This is a genomic window from Nocardia yamanashiensis NBRC 100130 (assembly GCF_001613325.1).
Lineage (GTDB): Bacteria > Actinomycetota > Actinomycetes > Mycobacteriales > Mycobacteriaceae > Nocardia > Nocardia yamanashiensis.
The window spans coordinates 111114-128140 of record NZ_BDCD01000026.1 but is presented as its reverse complement, the minus strand read 5'-3'; the positions used below and the strand labels follow the sequence as shown (position 1 = coordinate 128140).

16 protein-coding genes are annotated in these 17027 nt (G+C 66.9%); 8 read left to right on the top strand and 8 right to left on the bottom strand.

Going from position 1 to position 17027, the window contains the following annotated elements; genetic code table 11:
* Nucleotides 1-9: 9 nt before the first annotated feature.
* From NY1_RS30190 to NY1_RS30160, 7 genes are all read left to right on the top strand, one after another.
* The gene (locus NY1_RS30190; protein ID WP_067720525.1) at nucleotides 10-1482 is read left to right on the top strand and encodes an MlaD family protein; all 1473 of its coding nucleotides are present in this window, start codon (nucleotides 10-12) and stop codon (nucleotides 1480-1482) included.
* Complete coding sequence (locus NY1_RS30185) at nucleotides 1479-2510, top strand: MCE family protein (RefSeq protein WP_067720524.1); 1032 nt, start codon at nucleotides 1479-1481, stop codon at nucleotides 2508-2510. The genes NY1_RS30190 and NY1_RS30185 overlap by 4 nt, the downstream gene beginning before the upstream one ends.
* Nucleotides 2507-3502, top strand: coding sequence for an MCE family protein (locus tag NY1_RS30180; protein ID WP_067720523.1), 996 nt, complete (start codon nucleotides 2507-2509; stop codon nucleotides 3500-3502). Before NY1_RS30185 ends, NY1_RS30180 begins: the two co-directional genes overlap by 4 nt.
* Entirely contained in the window at nucleotides 3502-4623 is a 1122-nt protein-coding gene (locus NY1_RS30175; protein WP_067720522.1) for an MCE family protein, read from the top strand. Before NY1_RS30180 ends, NY1_RS30175 begins: the two co-directional genes overlap by 1 nt.
* Entirely contained in the window at nucleotides 4620-5738 is a 1119-nt protein-coding gene (locus tag NY1_RS30170) for an MCE family protein (RefSeq protein WP_067720521.1), read from the top strand. The genes NY1_RS30175 and NY1_RS30170 overlap by 4 nt, the downstream gene beginning before the upstream one ends.
* The gene (locus NY1_RS30165) at nucleotides 5735-6907 is read left to right on the top strand and encodes an MlaD family protein (RefSeq protein WP_067720520.1); all 1173 of its coding nucleotides are present in this window, start codon (nucleotides 5735-5737) and stop codon (nucleotides 6905-6907) included. The genes NY1_RS30170 and NY1_RS30165 overlap by 4 nt, the downstream gene beginning before the upstream one ends.
* A 75-nt stretch (nucleotides 6908-6982) precedes the next feature.
* Nucleotides 6983-7807 carry a hypothetical protein gene (locus NY1_RS30160; RefSeq protein ID WP_067720519.1) on the top strand — a complete coding sequence of 275 codons (825 nt, stop codon included), beginning with the start codon at nucleotides 6983-6985 and terminating at the stop codon, nucleotides 7805-7807.
* Nucleotides 7808-7866: 59 nt separating this feature from the next.
* Here the strand turns inward: NY1_RS30160 and NY1_RS30155 are convergent, their stop codons facing one another.
* The 6 genes from NY1_RS30155 to NY1_RS30130 form a co-directional block, all read right to left on the bottom strand.
* Nucleotides 7867-8493: a ribonuclease H family protein gene (locus NY1_RS30155; RefSeq protein WP_067720518.1), complete on the bottom strand. Its 627-nt coding sequence runs from the start codon at nucleotides 8491-8493 to the stop codon at nucleotides 7867-7869.
* A 10-nt stretch (nucleotides 8494-8503) separates the two neighbouring features.
* Nucleotides 8504-9004, bottom strand: coding sequence for an SRPBCC family protein (locus NY1_RS30150; RefSeq protein ID WP_067720517.1), 501 nt, complete (start codon nucleotides 9002-9004; stop codon nucleotides 8504-8506).
* A 142-nt stretch (nucleotides 9005-9146) separates the two neighbouring features.
* Nucleotides 9147-10331, bottom strand: a complete 1185-nt coding sequence (gene lhgD, locus NY1_RS30145) for an L-2-hydroxyglutarate dehydrogenase (RefSeq protein ID WP_067720516.1) — start codon at nucleotides 10329-10331, stop codon at nucleotides 9147-9149.
* Nucleotides 10332-10342: 11 nt separating this feature from the next.
* The gene (locus NY1_RS30140; RefSeq protein WP_067720515.1) at nucleotides 10343-11014 is read right to left on the bottom strand and encodes a hypothetical protein; all 672 of its coding nucleotides are present in this window, start codon (nucleotides 11012-11014) and stop codon (nucleotides 10343-10345) included.
* Between the two features lie 344 nt (nucleotides 11015-11358).
* Nucleotides 11359-12150: a TIGR03084 family metal-binding protein gene (locus tag NY1_RS30135; protein WP_067720566.1), complete on the bottom strand. Its 792-nt coding sequence runs from the start codon at nucleotides 12148-12150 to the stop codon at nucleotides 11359-11361.
* A gap of 194 nt (nucleotides 12151-12344) precedes the next feature.
* Nucleotides 12345-13700 carry a DUF445 domain-containing protein gene (locus NY1_RS30130; RefSeq protein WP_067720514.1) on the bottom strand — a complete coding sequence of 452 codons (1356 nt, stop codon included), beginning with the start codon at nucleotides 13698-13700 and terminating at the stop codon, nucleotides 12345-12347.
* A 224-nt stretch (nucleotides 13701-13924) separates the two neighbouring features.
* On the opposite strand from NY1_RS30130, the gene NY1_RS30125 reads away from it, so the two are divergent.
* Nucleotides 13925-14995 carry a metallophosphoesterase gene (locus tag NY1_RS30125; protein ID WP_067720513.1) on the top strand — a complete coding sequence of 357 codons (1071 nt, stop codon included), beginning with the start codon at nucleotides 13925-13927 and terminating at the stop codon, nucleotides 14993-14995.
* On the opposite strand, the gene NY1_RS30120 is transcribed toward NY1_RS30125, so the two are convergent.
* Both NY1_RS30120 and NY1_RS30115 read right to left on the bottom strand, forming a co-directional pair.
* The gene (locus NY1_RS30120; RefSeq protein WP_233434556.1) at nucleotides 14992-15993 is read right to left on the bottom strand and encodes a zinc-binding dehydrogenase; all 1002 of its coding nucleotides are present in this window, start codon (nucleotides 15991-15993) and stop codon (nucleotides 14992-14994) included. The two genes, NY1_RS30125 and NY1_RS30120, sit on opposite strands and share 4 nt — an antisense overlap.
* An 80-nt stretch (nucleotides 15994-16073) precedes the next feature.
* On the bottom strand, nucleotides 16074-17027 hold the full coding sequence (locus NY1_RS30115) for a GlxA family transcriptional regulator (protein WP_067720511.1): 954 nt from the start codon (nucleotides 17025-17027) through the stop codon (nucleotides 16074-16076).

Here is a 17027-nt window from a genome sequence, read left to right as displayed (position 1 = left end):
GCGCACACCATGATCATCGATCCGAGCGGGCGTGGCCCGACCATGCGTCAGCTGCTCATGGCGGGTATCGCGGGGCTGACGGTTTTCGCCATCATCCTGGGCTTCCTGATGGCCCGGTACAAGGGCTACTTCATCGAAAAGGTCAATGTCACAGCCAATCTGACGACCACCGGTGACGGCCTGCCCGAGAACGCGGACGTGAAGTTCCGCGGCGTGCTGGTGGGCGCGGTCAAGGATGTGTCGGTGGCCGCCAAGGGCGAGCTGCAGCAGGTGCACATCGAGATGAAGCCGGAGTACAACACCGGCATCCCGGCGAACGTGACGGCGCGCGTGGTGCCGTCCAACCTGTTCGCCGTCACCTCGGTGGAGCTGGTCTACAACGGACCCGACAGCGCGCACCTCGCCGAGGGCTCGCAGATCTCCGAGGACAAGTCCAAAGGCACCATCGCACTGCAGGACACGCTCACCACGGTGCGCAATATCCTCGGCAAGATCGACCCGATCCAGTTCGGCCGGGTGCTGGGCACGCTGTCCTACGCGCTCGACGGCTCCGGCCGCATGCCCGGTTCCAGCGTGGAGCGGGTGGACCGGTGGCTGCAGTCGGTGGACGACGCCATCCCGAATCTCGGTGTCATGCTGAACGATTTCTCCAGCTCCTTCCACGCGCTGAACCAGTCGGCGCCGGAACTCATGGGCGTGCTGGCGGAATCGGTGAAGACCGCGCAGACCATCTCCGATCGGCGGGCCGAGCTGGTGTCGCTGCTCGCGGGCAGCTCCGCCACGGTCGACAAGATCAACGCGCTGTTCGCCCGGAATCCCAACGTGGGCAAGGAAGTCACCACCGGCACCAGTGCGCTGTTCGGCGCGCTGTCCGACGACCCGAGCGCGATTCCGCAGTCGATCGCGAACCTGAACGAATCGGTGCGCAAGCTGACCACCACCTTCCACTGGGGTTCGCAGAAGCAGATGATCTGGAACGTGGGCATCAACCTCACGCCGTTCAAGCCCTACGCGGCCGGCGATTGCCCGCGCTACGGCGAGTTGGCGGCCCCGAGCTGCGCCACCGCGCCGGCGGAATCCAGTGTCGGCACCCTGCCGGAGGCGATGAAGCCGAAGGCGCTGGCCTCGGCGGCCGGACTGCCGACCACCGGGCTGCCGAGCATCCCGGGCCTGCCCAGCATTCCGGGTCTCACCACCGGTGAGTCCACCGCTCCGGGCGCGCAGAATCCGCAGGCGGGCAATCCGTTCGCGGGCACCCCGCTCGCGAATCTGTTCCCGAACCTGGGGGCGCCGCAGCCGGCCGCACCGGCCGGCCCGGATGCCGGGCAGCAGACCGTGCCGCAGGCGGGCGCCATTTCCTACGCGGGCGACGACGCCATCACCGCCCTGCTGGGCCGGCGTCCGACCGCTGGTGAGTACCTGCTGCTGAGCTCGATCCTGAGGGGTGGAACGTTGCAAGTTTCCCAGGGGGCGGCCAAGTGAGCATTCGCAAGCCGCTGATCGGATTCACGATCTTCGCCATCGTGTCCGTCCTGGTGACCGCGGTCATCTGGAACACCTTGGCGCGCACCGTGGACGGCAAGACCAACACCTACTCGGCCACCTTCACCGATGTGCTCGGCCTGCGTGAGGGCGATGACGTCCGCATGGCGGGCGTGCGCGTCGGCAAGGTCGAGAAGATCGAGCTGGACAAGAAGAACCAGGCCCTGGTCACCTTCGTCGTGCAGAACGACCAGACGCTGTACGGCGACACCAAGGCGCTGGTCCGGTACCAGAACCTGATCGGGCAGCGCTATGTCGCGCTGGCCCCGGACAAGAAGGGCGGCAGCCATCTGCCGCTGAAGAACAATGGTTCGATCCCGATCGAGCGCACCGAGCCGTCCTTCGACATCTCCGGTCTGCTCAACGGTTTCCAGCCGCTGTTCCAGGTGCTGCAGCCGGAGCAGGTGAACAGCCTGTCCAACACCTTCGTGCAGGCGCTGCAGGGCGACGGCGTCTCGCTGAGCGCCTTCATCACCCAGTCGGCGCAGCTGGCCAGTGACTTCCAGCGCCGCGATGCCATCCTGTCCGATGTCATCACCAACCTGTCGGGTGTGATGGCCGGTCTGGCCAAGCGCGGCGACGAGCTGGAAACCCTGGTGACCCAGACTCGTTCGCTGATCGGCGGGCTCTACGCCCAGGGTCAGTCGCTGCAGGCATCGACGGTGCAGATCGCCGACGCCACCACCGCGCTGACCAACATGATGGGCCTGATCCAGCCGAAACTGGCGCTGGCGCAGAGCTCCACCACCGATGCGCTGACCCTGCTGATCGCCAATGGCGCCAAGCTGGACCAGGCCGCGGTGGATCTGCCCGCGATTCTCGCGAACGTCGGCAAGTTCACCCAGAACGGCGCGTACGCCAACGCGTACGTCTGCTCGCTCGACGTCTCCCTGTACGGTGTCCTCTTCCCGCGCGGTCTGTTCAACCAGATCGGCGGCAACTCTCACTCGGCGGTGTGCCGTCCATGATCGCGAAACTGAAGTCCCGCATCGCTTCCAACCGTCACCTGTGGCTCGGCGCGCTCGGCCTGCTGGTGATCGTCGGCCTGCTGGTCGCCTCCAGTCTGTACAAGCAGATCGGCATCGGCGAGAAGACCATCAAGGCCGAATTCGTGCAGACCGCCGGCATCAAGACCGGTGACAAGGTGTCGGTGGCCGGCGTCAAGGTCGGCACCGTCTCCGGCGCCGAGCTCGAGGGCGATCACGTGCTGATCTCGCTCTCGGTCGACAACGACCTGAAACTCGGCCCGGACGCCAAGGCGTCGATCAAGATGGCCACGCTGCTCGGCGCGCGCTATGTCGATCTGACCCCGGGCGACGGTTCCGGGCTGAAGGGGAACCGAATCCCCAAGAACAACACCGTCGTTCCGTACAACCTGGCCGATGTGGTGCAGCAGGGCACGCCCAAGTTCGAGGCCCTCGACACCAAGAAGCTGGCGGAATCGCTGAACCTGATCAACCAGCAGTTCGGCGACACCCCGCAGCTCACCTCGCAGGCGCTCGATTCCATCGGCGCGCTGGCCAAGACCATGAACGACCGCAAGGATTCGGTCGATCAGCTGCTCAAGGATCTGGACAAGGTCACCAAGATCCTCGGCGACAACCGGAACTCGGTGCTGCTGGTCATCACCCAGGGCGAGGCCATCGCCAGCCGGGTGATGGAACGCCAGGGCCTGCTGAAGAACCTGCTGGACAATATCGCCACGCTGAGCAAGCAATTGCAGCAGATCGGCGCGGAGAACAATGACCAGTTCGGTCCGACGCTGACCCAGCTCCAGACCATGGCCGAGGGCCTGCAGAAGAACAAGGACAACCTGGATCGGCTGCTGTCGATCATGCCGGTGTCCGTGCGGACGTTCAACAACGCCTTCGGTAACGGCCCCTACGGCGAGGTCGCCCTGCCGTGGCTGTTCCCGGACAACTGGTTGTGCTTCGCGCAGGTGAACGAGGGGTGCCAGTAATGCAGTTGAAAGCATCGATTCTGAAGCGCGCCAACCTCGCTCGCTTGTCCAAGGCGGCGGTGATCGGCGCGGCCACCCTGGCGGTCGGCTCGTGCTCGCTGGTGCCGCTGGGCGTCAAGGACGCGGCCGGGCAGACCCAGCACATCACCGCCGACTTCGAGAACATCGCGGGCATGTTCGAGGGCAACCCGATCACCGTGCTCGGGCTCGAGGTGGGCCGGGTCGACAAGATCGTGCCCAAGGGCACCTACGTCGAGGTCCACATGACCGTGGACAAGGGCGTGAAGCTGCCCCGGAACGTCGAGGCCGCACTGGTTTCGCCGTCCATCGTGACCGACCGGCACATCGAGCTGACCCCGCCCTACACCGGCGGCGACACGTTGCCGGACAAGTCGCACCTGACCACCGAACAGACCCATACGCCGGTCGAGCTGGACACGATGATCAAGACCATCGACGCCTTCTCCGCCGCGCTGTCGCCGCAGGAAGGACAGGAGGGCATCGGCCCGCTGTCCGGCCGGGTGCTGTATCCGATGATGAACGGCAACGGCGCCAAGATGCGCGACACGTTGAACGCGTTGTCCGGTGCGCTGAAGGTCGGCACCGACAACAAGGACGCGGTCTCGACCATCATCATCAAGCTGAACGAGCTCACCACCATGCTGGCCGACAACGACCAGTCGGTGCGCGACTTCAGCAACAAGATGACCCAGATGTCCGGGCTGCTGGCCGATCAGGCCCCGGGCCTGCAGGCCACGCTGGATCAGCTGAATGCGTTCCTGGCCAACACCTCCGGCGCGTTCTCGCAGTACAGCGATCAGCTCAACGGCACCCTCACCGGCCTGACCGCGGTCACCCAGCAGTTGCGCGACAATGCCGCGGGCGTGGTCGAGATCGTCGACGTGGCGCCGCTGCTCATGCAGAACCTCGACCGGTCGGTGAACCGGCAGGGCAACTTCATCCGCCTGCACGGGCTGATCGGCACCTCGCTCTCCGGCGAGATCGTCAGCCTGTTCTGCGAGCGCATCCAGATGAAGGCGGACGGCTGCCGCACCGGAAAGATGGAAGACATGGGCCCCGACTTCGGGCTCACCGCAGCGATGTTGGGGCTGACGCGATGAGCAACCGATCCCTTCGTGACCTCTGGGCGGGGACCCGGGCGCGCCGCGCCGCCATCGCCGTGGCCGCCATCGCGGCGGTCACCGTGACGGCCTCGGGCTGTGGCGTGACGGTGGAGAGCCTGCCGCTGCCCAAGCCCGGCGCGGGCAACGACACCTATACCGTGCACGCGGTCTTCGACAATGCGCTGAATCTGCCGGATCAGGCCAAGGTCAAGATCGGCGGTTCCGACGTCGGCGTGGTCACCAAGATCACGACCAAGGATTTCAAGGCCAATGTGGACCTCGACATCCGCACCGATATCGAACTGCCCGTGGGCAGTACGGCGGAACTACGGCAGGCCACCCCGCTCGGCGACGTATTCGTGGCGGTGTCCAAGCCCAAGACCGAACCCGGCGCGCAGATGCTGAAAAACGGTGACACGCTGACCAATACGTCGGCCGGCGCCACCGTGGAAGAGCTGCTGCTGTCGGTCTCGCTGCTGTTCAACGGCGGCGGCGTCGCGGCGCTGTCCAAGCTGACCTCGGAAATGGACTCCATCGTGGGCGGCAAGGGCGAGACGCTGGCCCATCTGCTCACCGAGATGACCGGCGTCATCGGCAGTCTCAATGCCAACAGCCAGCGCATCGACTCCACGCTGGCCGGATTCTCGGCGCTGTCCAACACCATTCAGGCCAATCACGATCAGCTCGGCCAGGTGGCCGACAGCCTGCCCGGCATGATCGGCGCCATCGCCGAGAACAACCAGGCCATCGGTGAATTGCTGACCAAGGTCTCCACCACCAGTGCGGCCCTGGGCGATTACGCCAACACCACCTCCGATCAGCTGGCCAGCCTGCTCGACAATGTGCACAAGCTGATGAACGCACTGTCCCAGACCGAGAACACCCTGGGTCCCGCGCTCGATGCCCTGCACGAGATCCGTCCCATGGCGGACGCCTCCTTCAAGGGCAACACCCTGGCCGTCGCGGCCACGGCGACCCTGCTCGACATCGGCCTGCTCACCGATCCGGCCAACAGCAAGTTCTACGATCTGCGCGACCTGAACGACTTCGGGGGCAGCCTCATCCAGGTCCTGCAGATCATCTACGGCCGGGTGAACGGGGGCCACCGATGAACTGGGTGAAGAACCACAAGAATCTGGTCTCGAACCTCGCGCTGGGACTCATCCTGGTGGTGGGCGCGACCTACCTGGCCATCAGCGTCATGCGGGTGAATCCGCTGCGCGAAACCTACCGGGTCACGGTCAATCTCGATCGCTCCGGCGGTCTGCAGGCCGGCAACGACGTGACCCTGCGCGGCTACCGCGTCGGCAAGGTCACCGATATCAAGCTGGTGAACAGCGGCGCGGCCATCGCCGCCACCGTCGAGATCGACAAGAAGTACCGCATCCCCACCGACACCGTGATCTCGGTGGGCGCGCTGTCCGGCGCGGGCGAGCAGTACATCGACTTCCGGCCCAATACCGAGAACTCGCCCTACCTGGCCAATGGCTCGGTGGTGCAGTTCGACAAGGACAAGGTGCGCACGCCCACCCCGGTGTGGTCGGTGCTGGACAACTCCAGCGCGCTCATCGCGCAGATCGATCCGGACAAGTTCTCGACCATCCTGACCGAGCTCGACACCGCGCTGTCCGGCGGGCAGGACCAGCTGCGGTCCCTGATCAACGGCATCAGCCTGGCCACCACCGGTCTGGACAATCTGCTGCCGCAGACCACCAACCTGATCAAGAACCTGCAGACCATCACCGGCACCACCGCCCTGGCGCAGCCGGATCTGGGTACGCTGACCCGGAATTCGAGTGTGCTGTTCCAGCAGTTCAACGATGCCAATGCCGAACTCCAGAAGATCCTGGAGCAGGCCCCCGGCCAGATGGAAACCCTCGGCGCGGTGCTCGACAAGACCGCCGACCCGATGACCAGCCTGGTCACCAACTTCGCGGCCATCACCAAGGCCGCGCAGCTGCGGGTCCCGGCGCTGCGGGCGCTGTTCCCGTCGCTGGTGGTCGGCTCCTCCGCGATGGGCGTGCCCGCGCACGACAACGAGTTCTACACCATCGTCGACATCTGGCCGCGTCCGTTCTGCGACTACGCTGTCAAGAAGGTCCGCAACGAGGCCGTCACCGAAGCCACCATGCCGAAGTGGACGACCTACTGCACCAATCCGCCTGCCGACCAGCAGATTCGCGGCTCCGGCAATGCGCCGCGGCCGGACGTTCCGGATAACGGCCAGTACGCTCCGGCCGGGGCCGACCCGAACGAGCGGACCCTGCCGCCCATCAAATGACAGGTCCGGCATACTCGCTGACCGAACCGATACGGTGCGTTCGCAGCGCACCGAGAAAGCGTGGGGATCGATCCAATGTCGGATGACGCCGCCCAGGACAAGACAACCGAAGAGGCCGCCAAGGCCGATGCCGTGCAGCCCGGGGGCCAGGCCGACAGCTCAGGTGACGCCGCGACCGAGAAGATCCCGGCCGCACCCGAGTCGAGCGAGGCGAAGCCGGATCTGAGCAAGAAGAGCGAGCCGGAGACGCCGGCCGCGACGCCGCCGGTTCCGCCCGCCGCGCCGAAGCCGAAGGCGGGCATCCCTTCCGGTGGCGGCGGCAATGGCTCGGCATTGCCGATGATCGCCGCCTTCGCGGCGGGCGTGGTGGTCGTGGCCGCCATCGCCGGCGGCGCGGTGCTGTGGAAGAAGTCCAGCGACCGGGCCGACGAACTCGACGCCCGCGATACCGCCACCGCCGCGGCCTGCGATTTCGGCAAGGCCATCTCCAATTACGACTCCAAGCACCTGGACGACTACTTCAGCAATGTGAAGGCGCTGTCCACCGGGCAGTGGGAGAAGGACTTCGGCACCGCCACCGACTCGCTCAAGGAGCTGATGGTCAGCGTCCAGGTGAAGACCAACCTGGACGAGATCCACTGCGCCTGGGAGTCCGGGGACGAGAACAAGGCCAAGGTGGTGCTGATTCTCAGCCAGACCCGCACCAACTCGGTGAACCCGCAGCCCGATCAGCTGACCGTGCCGGGCATCGCCAGCATGGAGAAGGTGGACGGCAAGTGGAAGGTCTCCGCCTTCGACTCCCCCGCCACCCGCGGGCTGTTCACCGGCGGCAGCGGCTCCCAGGGCACCACCGTGACGCCCTCCGCGCCCGCCACCCCGGCGCCCAAGCCCGGCAACTGAGCACTGCCGCACCAGCTTCCGTGCCCGCTGCCCCGATGGCAGTGGGCACGGTCGTTTGATCAGAAAAGCGTGAGGGCGTCGGCCGCCGGGGCTTTGGCGGCGGCCCGCCGGCGCGGGGTGGCGGGCGCCGAATGGGTGGCGGCGGGCTTCTCCGGCGGGGCGACGACCGGAATGGGTTCGGTCTTCGGTTCCACCGGAAGGGGTTCGGTGACCGGATCGAACGGTTCCAGGGGATTCGGGTCCGAGAGGCTGGGATCGGCGGCGACCCGGCGCGCGGCCTGACCGCAGAGCTGGTCGGCCTGCTCGTTGAAGTAGTTGCCCACGTGCCCGCGCACCCAGCGGAACCGCACCGGCCCGGAGCGCACGTTGATGGCGTGGTCGATGTGCCGGATCAGCTCCAGGTTCTTGACCGCCCCGCCCGAGGAGGTCTTCCAGCCATTGCGTTTCCAGCCGTGAATCCACTCGGAGGCGCATTTGATGGCGTAGAGGGAATCGCTCTCGATGAGCATCGGTTCGGATCCGGGATGAGCGCGGACGGCCTCCAATAGCGCGCGTAGCTCCGCGATCTGATTGGTGCCGCAGGACGCGCCGCCACTGCCGGTGCCACCGGCGTGATTCACCCATGCCCAGCCGATCGCCCCACCCGGGTTACGCAGGCACGATCCGTCGGTGCTCACGATGATCATGCTGGTTACCCTACGCAATCCGGCCGACAAGATCCGTTCCGTGGAATTCCTCTATCTCCCTTCGCAATTGCGACTCGGTCCGCCGCACCGCCGATTGTACGGCCGCGGCCAGCAGCTTCGAGAGCAGCCGGCCGGTGAGCCCCGCCGGCGCCCAGTACTCGGTTTCCGAGGTCAGCACGGCGCGGCCGTAGCCCAGCGGGTCGAAACGCAGGGTGACCACGCAGAGCGGGGAGCACGCAGACGCCGGCTTCCCCTTCCGGCGTCTGCGCAGCGTGTATTCGATGACCGCGTTGCGGCGGTAGTCGGTGATCTCACACTCGACCGTGGGATGCCAGAAGGCCACCCGCAGGGTCGCCGCGAACATCGCGCCCGAACCGTGGTCGGTGTCCCCGACGGGTTCGAACTCGGCGACCGCGAACGCCCAGTCGGGCACGAACTGATGGTTGTCCGTGTATGTGAAGGCGACTTCCACCGGCGCGCCGACGTCACTCGCGTACTTGAAATGGCCCATAGGCTGCTCCCTGTCCCACGGCTGCCATTAAAAGTACTACAGGACTCCTATTTATTGCACGAATAGCCCGAAGTGGGCAATGAGGGGGGCTCGGGGGTGAAACCCCCCGAACCCCCTTTTCAACTGCCGTTCGGCAATTAGGTCAGTCGTCCAAATTAGCGACGATATGGTCGGCTATGGGGAGTGCCGAGGTGGCTGCCGGGGATGGCGCATTCAGAACGTGGACCGATCGCGGGGTGCGCTCGATGAGGAAATCGTGGACCAGAGTTCCGTCTCCCAATACCGCCTGAGCGCGAATGCCCGCTTCCCGCGGCAGTAGATCGGACACGGTGAGTTCGGGACAGTAGCGGCGGCATTCTGCGAGATAGCCACGCTTGAACAGCGAATTCCGCATTTCCTTGAGCCCGGTCCGGACGTTGGCCTTGGCTACCTTGTGGAAACCTGGGAACCCCAGGATCTCTCGGGCGTCGCGGAGGTTCACGCTGCCTTTGCGGTAGCCCTCGCGCGCCAGGCCTAGCACGGCGTTCGGGCCGACGGTCAGCTCGCCATCGATGGTCGGGCTCAAATGCACACCGAGGAACGGCAATTCGGGGTCGGGAATCGGGTAGATGAGCGTGCTGACCAGGTCTCTGCGATGGGAAGGGAGCTGGTAGTACTCGCCCCGGAACGGCACGATCCGGAAGTCGACCTCCAGCCCCGCGATCCGCGCCATCCGATCGGCCTGCAATCCCGCGCACACCACCAGGTTCCGCGCCCGCCACTGCCCCGCCGGTCCGGAAACGATTACCTCGGTATCGGTTTCGGAGATCCCCGTGACCTCGGCCCCGAGCACGATCTCCCCGCCCGCGTCCCGCACCCGCTGCGCCAGCGCCCGGGTCACCTTCCCGTAGTCGATGATTCCGGTGGCCGCCACGAACAACGCCCCCACCCCGGTGATCCGCGGTTCCCGCCGCCGCAGTTCGGCGGCGTCCAGCAGTTCGACCTCGACCCCGTTGGTCACCGACCGCTCGTAGAGCGCCAGCATCCGCGCGTGCTCCGCGGCATCGGTCGCCACCAGCAGTTTTCCGCATTCCCGGAACGGAATATCGTGCGCGGCAGCGAACTTCTTGGTCCATTCCGCCCCGGCCACGCACAACCGCGCCTTGAGACTGCCGGGTTCGTAATAGATCCCCGAATGAATGACCCCGCTGTTGTGACCGGTCTGGTGCGTCCCCGGCTCCGCCGCCTTCTCGACCAGCACCAGACTGGCGCCCGGATGCCGGTCGAGCAGACGGTGAGCGGTGGCCACGCCGACGATGCCGCCGCCGATCACGCAGTAGTCGTACACATCCTGAAGTCTCACACAGCGGTGACGTCGGCGGGCGCGGGATGCCGCGCCACCTGCACCCCGAGCCGTCCGATGCCCGGATCGCTGAGGGTGAGCGTGACTTCGCCGCGCCGGGTGTCGACCTCGGTGCGGAGCTGGGTATTGCCGGACGGATCGGTGACGATGCCCAGCTGTTCGCCCAGCGGCGTGTGCAGCACGTAGTCGGCGAGCGTGGCGAAGAGATTGGTGTCCACGGTCACGCTGACCGAATTGCGCTGCGCCGGAACCACTTGCGCGCCCACATAGGTGTCGCCCAGCCGGACCTGCCCGGTGTAGCCGCTCGCCTGCGGGCTGCTCGCGGCGTGGGTGCTGCCGACGATCGGCAGTTCGCTGCGCACCGTGAGTTCGGGATCGTGGTGACTGACGAAGGCGACGAGCCCGACGTGCTCGCCGCTCGCCACCGGGATGTCGAGTTCGGCCGCGCGGGGCGCGCCGGGTTCGACCCGTGGCGGTTTCGCGGCCGGAGCCGCGGTGATGGCCTTGCCCGGATACTGGTTCCCGGCCATGGCATTGGTGATGTAGGAGCCGGCGGCGACGGTCAGACCGATGCTCGCCATTCCGGCGGTGACGATGGCGCTGTAGCGGAGCACCTGGGCGGTGCGCCGGGCAGACCGGTGCGCCTGCGTCGCGAGTTGATGCGACATATCGGTGCGTTCCTTTCCCTCTCCCCTGGTCCCCCTGCGTCTTTCGACGCCCACGACCCGCACCGTTGAAAGTCGTACGCCCGTCCAGGTTACGGTGGCGTGCGGTAACAGTTGCCGCGATCGAGATCAGGATCACAGGTTCGAGCGCGCGGAATCAAGAGGTTTCCGGCTCGAAAGGATGGGTAATTAGCTTCTAGCGGCGAGCACTAACTCGACTGCCATCGAATCTTCCGGCCAACGGCGTCCGGTCGGCACCAGGCACGGCGCACCCACGTTAGTGCTCGCTCGCTCTGAACCCTGTGGGAATAGGGGAACAAGGCCGAAGGGCCGGGAGTGACGGCAGGTCAGGCGAACTGACCTGCCGTCCGGCCGGTTCCGGGCGGCCCCGCGAAAGCCTGTGCCAGACCGAGCCATTCGGCCGCCTCGTCGCCGGTCACCGTCAGCGCGAGATCCCCGAGATGCCGGCGCTGGGTGACCAGCAGGCAGAAGTCCAAGGCGGGGCCGGAGATTCGCTGCGCGGTGTCCTCGGGTCCCCAGCTCCAGACCGTGCCGTCGGGCGCGGTCAGTTCGATCCGGAAGTCCTCGGCGGGCACGTCCTTGCCGTGCGTCAGGTACGCGAAATTGCGGGTCCGCACGCCGAGATGGGCAATGTTTCGCAACCGGGCAGTCGGTTCGCGCGGCACGCCCAGCGCATCCGCCACATCCTGCCCGTGCGCCCAAGTCTCCATGAGCCGCGCGGTCACCATGGAGGCCGCGCTCATCGGCGGCCCGAACCACGGCAGCTTGGTCCCGGCGGGCACCGCGCGCAGCGCCTCGACCAGCGCGATCCGGTCGCGCCGCCAATCGGCGAGCAGTTCGGCGGCGGGTTTCTTCGCTTCTTCCTCGGCGGCCTCGTCCACGAAGGTGAGCATCTTCGGCAGTGCGGCCTGCACCTGCGCGGCGAATTCCTCGGCATCGGTCGCGGCGATCACGGCCACCCGATCGGTCCAGGTCAGATGCCCGATCTGATGTGCGATGGTCCAGCCCGCGGCCGGGGTGTCCCGATTCCATTCCGCGGCGGGCAGATCCGCGATCAGCCCGTCCAGCTCCTCGCATTCCGCGGTGAAGTCAGCGAGCAAAGCCTCGAGATCCACAATTCCGCCTCTCCGCGACTTCAGCGCGCAGCCGAGAGCCGTAGACCGTTCCGAACGCGTGCCGGCGGTCGGGTGCCGAACCAATTTCGGGCGTTCCCGGTGAGTTACCCCCACCTTGCGAAATCAGCTGTCGCGTCTCGTTCCAAAGCATTGCAGCGCCTCCGGAAAAATGCAAGCACGCGTGCTTGTTTATTGGTTCACCAGCCGAAGAGCACCAGGTGCACCGCGCCGACGGCCAGGCCGAGCAGGGCGCCGTGCAGGTAGAGCAGCCAGGCGTCCTGTTCCACCGACGCGTAGAACATCTCCATGAACTCGCCGGGCGTGAGCTGCTGGAGTTTGCGGGCGGCGAACTCGTCGATCTTCTTCGCCTGCGCCGCCGCGAATTCCGGATCGTCGGCCAGGCTCGGGGCCAGTTGCACCGCCGCGGTGGTCGCCCCGACCTTCAGATTGTCGAACTGGCGCTTGCCGAAGAAGGTCCGCACCACGGTGTGGGTCGGGCCCAGCTGGCGGTGGATCTCGGCGGCGATGAGCCGCTCCAGCAGCTGCCGGGTCTTGTCCCCGTTCGGGCCTTCCAGCAGTTCCCTGGCCAGATTCGGCAGCGTCAGCACCTGGTAGGCGAGGATGTGCGAGAGATCGGCGGCGGCTTCGGGCTGGCGCTTGGCCAGCAGCGCCTGCTTCCACAGGTACTTGTAGCGCGGCTGCGGATCGCCCGGTTCGAACACCATCTTGACGGCGATGACGTTCACGATCACGCCGATGAACGCGGTCACGGTCAGGATGACGAACCAGCCCGGCAGCCAGCCCAGCACCGGAATGTCGTGGTGCACATGCATGTACAGCGCCAGCAGCAGGCCGAACGGCGCGCCCAGCAGGCCGATGCGCACCATGAACTTGAGCTCGGGCGCGGCGATGGTGGTGGTCAGATCCTTGAGGATGTGCGGGTTCTCCCGCAGGTACCGGATGACGAAATCCTTGATGTCGATGAGCTGATCGACATTGTCGCCGAGCTGTTCGAAAGCCTTGCGCGCCAGGACCGGAAGCTCCCGCTCCACCCGCTGGTAGAGCACGGTGCGCACGGCCTGCGGGACCGCGTTCCAGATATCCGGGTTCTCGCGCAGCATGATCTCGTTGACCATGGCCGGGACCTGTTTGCGCCCGACCTCGGCGATGTAGTCGGCGATGCCCTCCAGATCGAGTTCGTGAATGAACTCCTTGGGGCTGCCGATCCGCATGATGGCCCGGTCCACGCAGATGCTGGCCATCTTCTCGGCGCGGGCGGGAATGAAGCCCTGGAAGCCGAAGCGTTTGCCGTCGCCGGAGAACAGCGGCAGCACCTGCACCCGTCTGGGCAGGTAGGGGTAGAGAATGTCCAGCCCGGGAATGCGGACGCCGCGAAAGAAGACCGGCCAGAACAACATCAGTACGCCGGTCCAGTTGGTGAGCCAACCGGCGATGCCGCTGAAGATGGGGAAGCTGATCAGATCGACGACGAGCTTGGACTGGCCGGTCAGCTCTTCCCAATCGAGGAAAAGTCCCGCGCCCAATATCGTCATAGCTGCGTCCCCCTGTGGCCGAGCCCGGTGAGTGAGCCGGTGTTGCTCCAATGAAAATGGACACACCACGTTCTCACCGCGAAGTAACCGTGTCAAAAGGTCCGCTGCCTCGAATAACGCGGCGTGTCGGCTGGGTAGGGTGAACCGGCATTCGCCCTTGTCGTGCGCGGTTCGAACCGAGCGGGAATACTGGTCAATCGACCAGAATGGAACAGGAGATCTGAATGACCGTGGATCGTCGCGGCTTCCTCACCGGAGCCGCCGGAGCAGCAGCCGCCGCCGGCCTGACCACGGTCGCCGCCGCACCGGCCCGCGCCGACGCCCCGCAATCCGCGGGCGTCACCAAAGCGGCCTTCCCCGGGTCCACCGACCTGCGCATTCTCGTCACCGGCGATGCCGGCACCGGCGCGCGGCCGCAATGGCAGGTCGCCGACGCCATGCGCGCCCTGCACGCCCGCGAACCGATCTCCTTCGCCCTCGGGCTCGGCGACAATGTCTACGAACAGGGCCCGTGGGCCGATGACGACGCCCAGTTCAGCGCCAAGTTCGAGGACCCCAATCACGATCTCGACTTCCCCTGGATCATGGTCCAGGGCAATCACGACAACAGCTCGATCCTGCCCGGTGACGGCGGCTGGCTGCTGCGCGGCGATCACGAGGTGAACTATCACCAGCGTTCATCGCGCTGGTTCATGCCGTCCCGCTACTACTCGGTGCGCGTGCCGCACGAGCAGCCCATCGTCGAATTCTTCGTGCTGGACCTGAATCCCATCGCCGCCTACCTGCCGCCGCTGTTCGCCCCCTACTGGGCGGCCGACGGGCAGTTCATGACCGAGCAGGCCGCCTGGCTGGACCGGGCCATCGCCGAATCGCCCGCCAAGTGGAAGATCGCCTGCACCCATCACCCGTACCTGAACAACGGCCCGCACGGGAACGCCGGTGAGTACGAGGGCCTGAACATCGCCCCCATCAACGGCATTCACGTGCAGGATTTCTTCGAACAGCACGTGCTGGGCCGGTGCCAGTTCATCCTGTCCGGGCACGACCACTCGCTGCAGGTGCTGGACCCGAACACGGCGTCCAAGGGCACCCGGCAGCTCATCTCGGGCGCGGCGGCCAAGTCCGTCGGCGGGGACAAGTCCAAGGGCACGCAGAATGCGGCGCTCTACGAGAACTACAACGATCTCGGCTTCATGGTGCTGGACCTGACCCCGTCCGCGGCCGACCTGCGGGTCATGACCGTGGATCTCGCGAACGGGGCGTCCAGTACCGCCTTCCAGCGCCGTTTGGCCTAGGGCTTCAGCACGATCCGGATCGGATTGCCTTCCTTGGTGTCCAGATCGTGCACGGCCTTGGCGGCGTCGGCCAGCGGCACCACCGCGCTGACCGAGCGCGCGAAGTCGATGCGATGCAGCCCTTGCAGTTTCACCAGTTCGGTGACGTGCTCGGGCTGCGAACCGTAATGTCCGCGCACCTGCTGCTGGAAGAAGCTGAACGCGGTGCCGCCGGTAATGGTGATGGGTTTGTCGGTGAGCCCGACCAGCACCAGCCGGCCGCCGGGGCCCATGCAGACCACGGCCTGTTCGCGCACCGCCGCCACGCCCGCGAAGTCGAAGGCGGCGGCCAGACCGGTGCCGGTGGCGGCGAAGATCTTGCGGCGCAGGTCCGGATCGGCCGGATCGAAGGCGAAGTCCGCGCCCAGTTCGAGCGCGCGCTCACGCGCGGCCGGCAGCGGATCGACCGCGACGATCGGGGCCGCGCCGACCATGCGCAGCAGCTGCACGCCGTGCGCGCCCAGCCCGCCGACGCCCCAGACGCCCACCGGCTCGGCGGCTTTCACCTGGGCCGTGGCGGTGATGGCCGCCCACGGCGTGGAGACCGCGTCCGGAATGAAGCACGCCTGTTCGAAGGGCAGATCGTCGGGAATCGGCACCAGGGTGTCGACTCGCGCCAGGGCGTATTCGGCCCAGCCGCCGTCGTAGTCCACGCCGCGCGTGTAGACCGCGGCCCCGCGGGTCTCGCCCGCCTGCAACAGCACCCGGTCGCCGATCCGCGCGGTGGTGACATCCGGTCCGAGCGCGTGCACGGTGCCCGCCACCTCGTGCCCGAGGGTGACCACGTCGCCCTTCAGGAACAGCGGATTGAGCATGCCGTCGATGAGGTGCACATCCGACAGGCACACGCCCGCCGCCTCGACCTTGATCAGCACCTGGTCCGGGCCGGGCTCCGGAATCGGCACGTCGTCCAGTTCCAGTCGGCGGTTCGTTCCCAGATGCAGTCGTGCGGCCAGCATGGTCATCGCTCCTCGGGGGTCGTGCGGCAGTGCTCGTCCCCCGCCACTCTAAGCGGCGCTGAAGCCCGTTATGCCCGTCTTCAGTACCCGGTCGTGGCGAAGCGCTGCCGGTAGGCGGTCGGGGTGGTGTCGAGATGGCGGGCGAAGACGCGCCGCAGTGTCTCGTCGGTGCCCAGCCCGCTGCGCTCGGCCGCCGCCGTCACCGAATAGCCGTCCAGCAGCAGCTGTTTCGCCCGATCGAGCCGCACCAGCTCCACCCAGCGCGCCGGGGTGAGCCCGAACTCGGCCTGGAACAAGCGGGTCAGATGCCGCGTGCTGAGCACGGCCCGATCCGCCAGCGCCCCGAGACCGTGCTCTCCGGCCGGATCGGAAAGCACCGCGGCGGTGAGCTGCCGGAGCACCTCGCTGCGCGCCGGCGGGATGGCCAGCGCCGCCGAGAACTGCGACTGCCCACCCGGCCGCTGCATGTAGACCACCAGTTCCCGGGCGATGTCGCGGGCCACCGCCGCGCCGTGATCGTGCTCGACCACGGCCAGCGTCAGATCGATTCCCGCGGTGATACCCGCCGAGGTCAGATACCGCCCATCCGCGATATGAATGGCATCCGGCTCCACCCGGATCGACGGATACCGCGCCGCCAGCGTGCGCGCGTGCCGCCAGTGCGTGGTGGCCCGCCGCCCGTCCAGCCAGCCCAGCCGCGCGGGCACGAACGCCCCCGTGCAGATCGCCGCCACCCGCCCGGCGGTCTCCGCGAGCGCGGCTGTCGCCGTGAGCAATTCGTCCTCGATCGGCCGTGTGGCCAGCCGTTCGCCACCCGACACGATCACCGTGTCCGCCGGCCCGGCCGCCGCGGCGGCGCGAATTCCGCCCAGCACCAGCCCATCCGCCGTCCGGACCGCACCGCCGCGCGCCGACACCAGCGTCACCTCGTATTCGAATCCCCGCCGCGTCGCCTGGTGCAGCACCTCGGACGGCCCGCTCACATCGAGCAGCGTGCACCCGTCGAACACCACGAACGCCACCCGATGCGTCAT

What these genes read in the sequence shown, in the direction of transcription:
- NY1_RS30190 (WP_067720525.1), top strand. Translation starts at nt 10, where the DNA reads ATGATCATCGATCCGAGCGGGCGTGGCCCGACCATGCGTCAGCTGCTC.
- NY1_RS30180 (WP_067720523.1), top strand. Translation starts at nt 2,507, where the DNA reads ATGATCGCGAAACTGAAGTCCCGCATCGCTTCCAACCGTCACCTGTGG.
- NY1_RS30175 (WP_067720522.1), top strand. Translation starts at nt 3,502, where the DNA reads ATGCAGTTGAAAGCATCGATTCTGAAGCGCGCCAACCTCGCTCGCTTG.
- NY1_RS30170 (WP_067720521.1), top strand. Translation starts at nt 4,620, where the DNA reads ATGAGCAACCGATCCCTTCGTGACCTCTGGGCGGGGACCCGGGCGCGC.
- NY1_RS30165 (WP_067720520.1), top strand. Translation starts at nt 5,735, where the DNA reads ATGAACTGGGTGAAGAACCACAAGAATCTGGTCTCGAACCTCGCGCTG.
- NY1_RS30160 (WP_067720519.1), top strand. Translation starts at nt 6,983, where the DNA reads ATGTCGGATGACGCCGCCCAGGACAAGACAACCGAAGAGGCCGCCAAG.
- NY1_RS30155 (WP_067720518.1), bottom strand. Translation starts at nt 8,493, where the DNA reads ATGATCATCGTGAGCACCGACGGATCGTGCCTGCGTAACCCGGGTGGG.
- NY1_RS30150 (WP_067720517.1), bottom strand. Translation starts at nt 9,004, where the DNA reads ATGGGCCATTTCAAGTACGCGAGTGACGTCGGCGCGCCGGTGGAAGTC.
- NY1_RS30140 (WP_067720515.1), bottom strand. Translation starts at nt 11,014, where the DNA reads ATGTCGCATCAACTCGCGACGCAGGCGCACCGGTCTGCCCGGCGCACC.
- NY1_RS30130 (WP_067720514.1), bottom strand. Translation starts at nt 13,700, where the DNA reads ATGACGATATTGGGCGCGGGACTTTTCCTCGATTGGGAAGAGCTGACC.
- NY1_RS30125 (WP_067720513.1), top strand. Translation starts at nt 13,925, where the DNA reads ATGACCGTGGATCGTCGCGGCTTCCTCACCGGAGCCGCCGGAGCAGCA.
- NY1_RS30120 (WP_233434556.1), bottom strand. Translation starts at nt 15,993, where the DNA reads ATGCTGGCCGCACGACTGCATCTGGGAACGAACCGCCGACTGGAACTG.
- NY1_RS30115 (WP_067720511.1), bottom strand. Translation starts at nt 17,027, where the DNA reads ATGACGCATCGGGTGGCGTTCGTGGTGTTCGACGGGTGCACGCTGCTC.